Raw genomic sequence first — 4,784 nt, 5'->3', positions numbered from 1 at the left:
GTGAGGGAGGTGCGGGTGGGGGTAAAATGGCGTGCTTTATTATTGTTGTATTGCACGGCCGGGGCGAAAATCTGAATTGCTCAGACCAGATTTTTTACGCGTACGATTTTTTGTATTACGCAGTACCCACGATTCCTTACTGCACGAAAAAGGCGTTCGCCTTTACTGGCGTTTTTAAACTTTTCCTGCAGTCGGCTTAGGCACATTTCGAGACCCCGATAATGTTCGGGTTCTCTGCCGATGCTACGGATAAGGTCGTCCTTGCTGACCACGCGATCATCATGGTGCAGCATTTTTTTAAGCAGCGTGGCCTCCAGGCCAGTCAAGGCAATCTCCACGTCATCTTTGATCAACGCGCCACTGACATCGCTCAGTCGCCAGGTTTCAGTCGGCGGCACGTGCGGTTTGGCCGGCTGGGGGACACATTCCCTGGTGTCATTCCTGGAGTTGTCTGCAGTTGATGTGAAATGAGTAAATTTCGACACGGATTGCGCAGCTTGCCATTCGGACTTGAACGTCGAAAGTATGCGCTGCGTATCATGCTTGATAACCGGAGGCGCCATTTTGGCCACATGCGGGGAAATAAATTCCATAAGCTTGGGGGCAGAAGTGGGTGGGGCAACGCCCTCAAAAAACATCTTTGCCTGTGACGTGCCGTAAGTGTTATATCGCTTGCTGGACAGTAATGCCTCAAGCTCCAGTTGTAGTGCGGGGTTGTGAGTAACCACGACAAAGTATTTTCTGGGGAGGTTTATGCTGCTATCCATGGCTCTCTCCTGAGTTGCGCGTCTGGGTCTTGGTTTAAAGGTTGTCGGCAGGGGAGTAATGACTCCCTTGAAAGTAATCAAAGGGCAGTGCGCGTGCCAGTATATGGCTAGCAGCATGCTCGACTCTGTCCGCTATAAAGGCGACTTTTGTGTTGTGAGTGAGCGTGGTCATACGTTCGTGGAGACGATTGAATAACTCTGGGTTGCCACTGAGCTTGAGGCTCAAGTCTAGTGAGGAAGTGGAAATCTTTATATAGTCGAATAGATTCAGGGTTGTAAAGATTTCGATACTTTCATCGTCGATGTTGTAGTCGTCGAGCGCGATTTCTATGCCGTGATCTTTCAACAGATATACGTTGTGAAGGATTTTCTTTTTTTCTGCGAAGCTGACTGCGGAGAGGGGGAGCTCATTGAGCACGATAACCAGCGTCTGGCCAAATTCGCGCAGAGCAGCGCCGGACTGTATCAGCTCTTCCGTGAGCGCAGAGTTGGCGAGATCTGACTGTCCTACGCAAACAAATCTACGGCTTAAGTATTTATTTCCGTTGGTGGTGTTGTGATCTTTCAGCGAAAATGCAATCAGCCGGGTTTGCATCAGTACTTCACTGTAGATCCCACTCATCTGATGCGCCTCTGGCGCGCAGGGCGCGGAAGCACAGTCGTCAAAATGTATTCTGATCTCGCTGCCAAACGGGCAATCATCCCGAGTGAGGATCAATTGTCGAGACAGGTAATGCTCTGCGTGATCGTAGAGTCGCACGCTCCCTGTTGCGTTCATAAAACAGAAACTCCCTTCTACATTAAGAATCAGGATGTCGAGATCAGACCCCTGATTAAACGATATCCATGCCCACGGATACTTTGAATGGCGTTGCTGCCATACATGCCTTTTATTTTGCCGCGAAGGCGGCTGATCGACTTTTCCAAGGCTCTTGGGTCATAAAAATTTATATTCAGCCCCATGATCCTGGCGATTTCATCATGGCTCAATATTTGGTTTTTGGTTTGGGAAAAAGCCTCAAGAATTTTCATTTCCGCAAACGATACATCCAGTTTTTTGTAGTCGCCAATAAGGCACATACGAGTGGGGTCCAAAAGCAGATTATGCTTTTTTTGCCATTCCGGACTGTCAAAAAACTCGGTCAGTACGTCAGTATTTTCGTCTGCAACAGTGTCGCAATTAATACAGTAGTCGGCCCCGGCCAGATAATATTTCATCTTGTTGTAGGTGCCTTTACCGGTGATGGCTACAAAAATTATTGACGCCAAATTATCGGCGCGAATATTTTCTACCAGGGTAAGGCTTTCAACAAACGCTTGAGGGCTGTCGATAACGATAAAAATGGCACGGTATGAATGGGTATTCTTGTTTCTTTTGAATGAGTTGCTATAGCACATTGCATCAACGGCAATATCCTTGCCTGCGTGGCTTGCGACTAATTCCCTAAAGCCCTCAGCTAGCGTATGGGTTCGCCCAATGGTGAGAACACCTGTCTCCTCCTTCACGTCGCTGTGGCCTGTAGTCGTTATTTTCCCTGTAAGCATCATGCTTTGACTCGGATGGGTGCGGGCATTTGAATGTTAAAGCACCAATTCTCGCTTGTGACTGACAATTGGTAACATTTCACTGTTTTTTCAGACGGTCGTCTCGTTTTTTTAACATCGCCGGTGATTCTGGCGTGATCGTTTGCCTGTCGGTGGTTCGAGATGCCTAATCATTGATGGCAATCTCATGGCTTTGCGCGGCATAGCATTGTGCCATCTATTGTCTCAATGTCCCGCATTTTCGCCCCCATATGACCGTGAATCTCGCTAAAGTTGCAGCTGCCTGATTTTTTTTGTTTGGGGGTCATGAGGCTGCAGGACTTTGTTGTTTTAAGTACGAGTTGTTGCACTTCTCTGGCTCAGCACTCTCCAATGTTAACTGTTATCTAACGTTCGTGTTGGTGTTGGTGGTCATGGACATTTCATAACATCGAGTTTTATTAATCGGCCTGATGCGCTTTACTGTCGTGTTGGCGTTGAGTTAGAGCGAAACCGACGCATTGGTATTTGTCGTTGATGGGGGGATTGATGGATCTTTGGACAACCATAACGGTGTTGATTTTAGGGATGGTCGAAGGTCTGACGGAGTTTTTGCCTATATCAAGTACAGGGCACCAGATTGTTGTCGCGGACTTGCTCAGCTTCGGCGGCGAGCGAGCCATGGCCTTTAACATCATCATTCAATTGGGCGCGATCCTGGCGGTTGTCTGGGAGTTCCGTCGCAAGATTCTCGAGATCGTTACCGGCTTACCGACCCAACGTAATGCGCAACGTTTCACCTTGAATCTATTAATCGGTTTTCTTCCGGCAGTGGTCTTGGGAGTGTTGTTCGCCAATAAGATCCATGAGTATCTGTTTAACCCGATCACTGTAGCAGTGGCATTAGTGGTGGGTGGCATCATCATGTTGTGGGCCGAGCAGCGGGAGCATGTGGTGTATGTCGACCATGTTGACGATATGCGCTGGACCGACGCCCTTAAGGTCGGTTTCGCGCAATGCCTGGCGATGATTCCGGGCACTTCGCGCTCTGGGTCGACCATTATCGGTGGGTTGCTGTTTGGTCTGTCGCGTAAGGCTGCCACGGAGTTTTCGTTCTTTCTGGCGATGCCGACCATGGTCGGTGCCGCCGTGTATTCAGGCTATAAGTATCGGGATCTGTTCCAGACCGGCGACCTGCCAGTGTTTGCGCTGGGTTTCGTGACGGCGTTCTTTTTCGCCATGATCGCCGTGCGTGGTTTGCTCAAGTTCATCGCCGGCCACAGTTACGCCGTGTTCGCCTGGTACCGGATCGGATTCGGTTTGCTGATTCTGGCAACGTGGGTATTCGGTTGGGTTGACTGGAGCGGGGCTGCAGCGCCCTGACGCTCGCACCAGGCTGCAGGACATGCAGCCTGGTCGCAGGGAGGCGGCTAACCGTTAACGCCCCTCAAGCAGCTCCGCAGCTTGATCCAGCAACGCCAAAGGTTCTTTGGCCTTGTGAATATCCACCGACAGTAACTGCCGAAACTTGCGTGCTCCCGGAAACCCGGTGCCCAGCCCGAGCACATGCCGGGTGATGTGGTGCATCGAACCGCCCGCGTCGATGTGTGCAGCGATATACGGTCGCAGTTGCGCCAGTGCTTCGGCACGAGTGATCACCGGTGCCGTGCTGCCGAACAGCTGCTGATCCACCTCGGCCATCACATAAGGGTTGTGATACGCCTCGCGGCCCAACATCACGCCGTCGAACGTCTGCAAATGTTCGTGGCAGGCCTCCAGCGTCTTGATCCCGCCGTTGAGGATAATCTCCAGCTCAGGAAAGTCCGCCTTCAACCGCGCCGCCACGTCGTAACGCAGGGGCGGAATGTCCCGGTTCTCCTTCGGCGACAACCCCTCCAGAATCGCAATCCGCGCGTGCACGGTAAAACTGGTGCAGCCGGCCTCGCGAACCGTACCGACGAAATCACACAGTTCTTCGTAGCTGTCGCGCCCATTAATGCCGATACGGTGCTTGACCGTCACCGGAATCGACACCGCATCACGCATCGCCTTCACACAATCGGCCACCAACTGCGGATGCCCCATCAGGCACGCACCGATCATATTGTTCTGCACCCGATCACTCGGGCAGCCGACATTCAGGTTCACCTCGTCGTAACCATGCTCCTGCGCCATCCGCGCGCACGCGGCCAGGTCCAGCGGCACACTGCCGCCGAGTTGCAGGGCGAGCGGGTGTTCGGCTTCGTTGTGACGCAGGAAGCGTTCGTGGTCGCCGTTGAGAAGCGCGCCAGTGGTGACCATTTCGGTGTAGAGCAGGGCGTTTTTCGACAATAGGCGTAGGAAAAAACGGCAGTGGCGGTCTGTCCAATCCATCATCGGCGCGACGGAGAAACGGCGGGAGAGCGGGGCGGGTATGGCGGTGGTTACGGACATGGGGGATCTGGAATCGGTGAGGCTGGGAGGTGGGGGAGTTTATCAGGAATGGGCTGGTGG

The 4,784-nt window shown here is 52.2% G+C and carries 5 protein-coding genes; 1 reads left to right on the top strand and 4 read right to left on the bottom strand.

What is annotated here, in order from left to right:
• Positions 1-80 precede the first annotated feature (80 nt).
• From KGA85_RS28520 to KGA85_RS28510, 3 genes are read right to left on the bottom strand one after another with little or no spacing between them, the layout of a single operon-like run.
• On the bottom strand, positions 81-767 hold the full coding sequence (locus tag KGA85_RS28520) for a transcriptional regulator (protein ID WP_223543562.1): 687 nt from the start codon (positions 765-767) through the stop codon (positions 81-83).
• Positions 768-801: 34 nt separating this feature from the next.
• Positions 802-1,545, bottom strand: a complete 744-nt coding sequence (locus KGA85_RS28515) for an EAL domain-containing protein (RefSeq protein ID WP_223538041.1) — start codon at positions 1,543-1,545, stop codon at positions 802-804.
• Positions 1,546-1,574: 29 nt separating this feature from the next.
• A complete protein-coding gene (locus KGA85_RS28510; protein WP_223538039.1) occupies positions 1,575-2,315 on the bottom strand; it encodes a winged helix-turn-helix domain-containing protein in 741 nt (246 codons plus the stop codon).
• A 525-nt stretch (positions 2,316-2,840) separates the two neighbouring features.
• On the opposite strand from KGA85_RS28510, the gene KGA85_RS28505 reads away from it, so the two are divergent.
• Positions 2,841-3,674, top strand: coding sequence for an undecaprenyl-diphosphate phosphatase (locus tag KGA85_RS28505; RefSeq protein ID WP_223543561.1), 834 nt, complete (start codon positions 2,841-2,843; stop codon positions 3,672-3,674).
• A 54-nt stretch (positions 3,675-3,728) separates the two neighbouring features.
• Here KGA85_RS28505 and dusA read toward each other — a convergent pair whose 3' ends face one another.
• On the bottom strand, positions 3,729-4,724 hold the full coding sequence (gene dusA / locus KGA85_RS28500; RefSeq protein ID WP_223538037.1) for a tRNA dihydrouridine(20/20a) synthase DusA: 996 nt from the start codon (positions 4,722-4,724) through the stop codon (positions 3,729-3,731).
• Positions 4,725-4,784: the final 60 nt, after the last annotated feature.

The organism is Pseudomonas sp. GL-B-12, from assembly GCF_019955895.1.
Classification (GTDB): Bacteria; Pseudomonadota; Gammaproteobacteria; order Pseudomonadales; family Pseudomonadaceae; genus Aquipseudomonas.
This window is presented reverse-complemented; position numbering and strand designations above follow the sequence as displayed.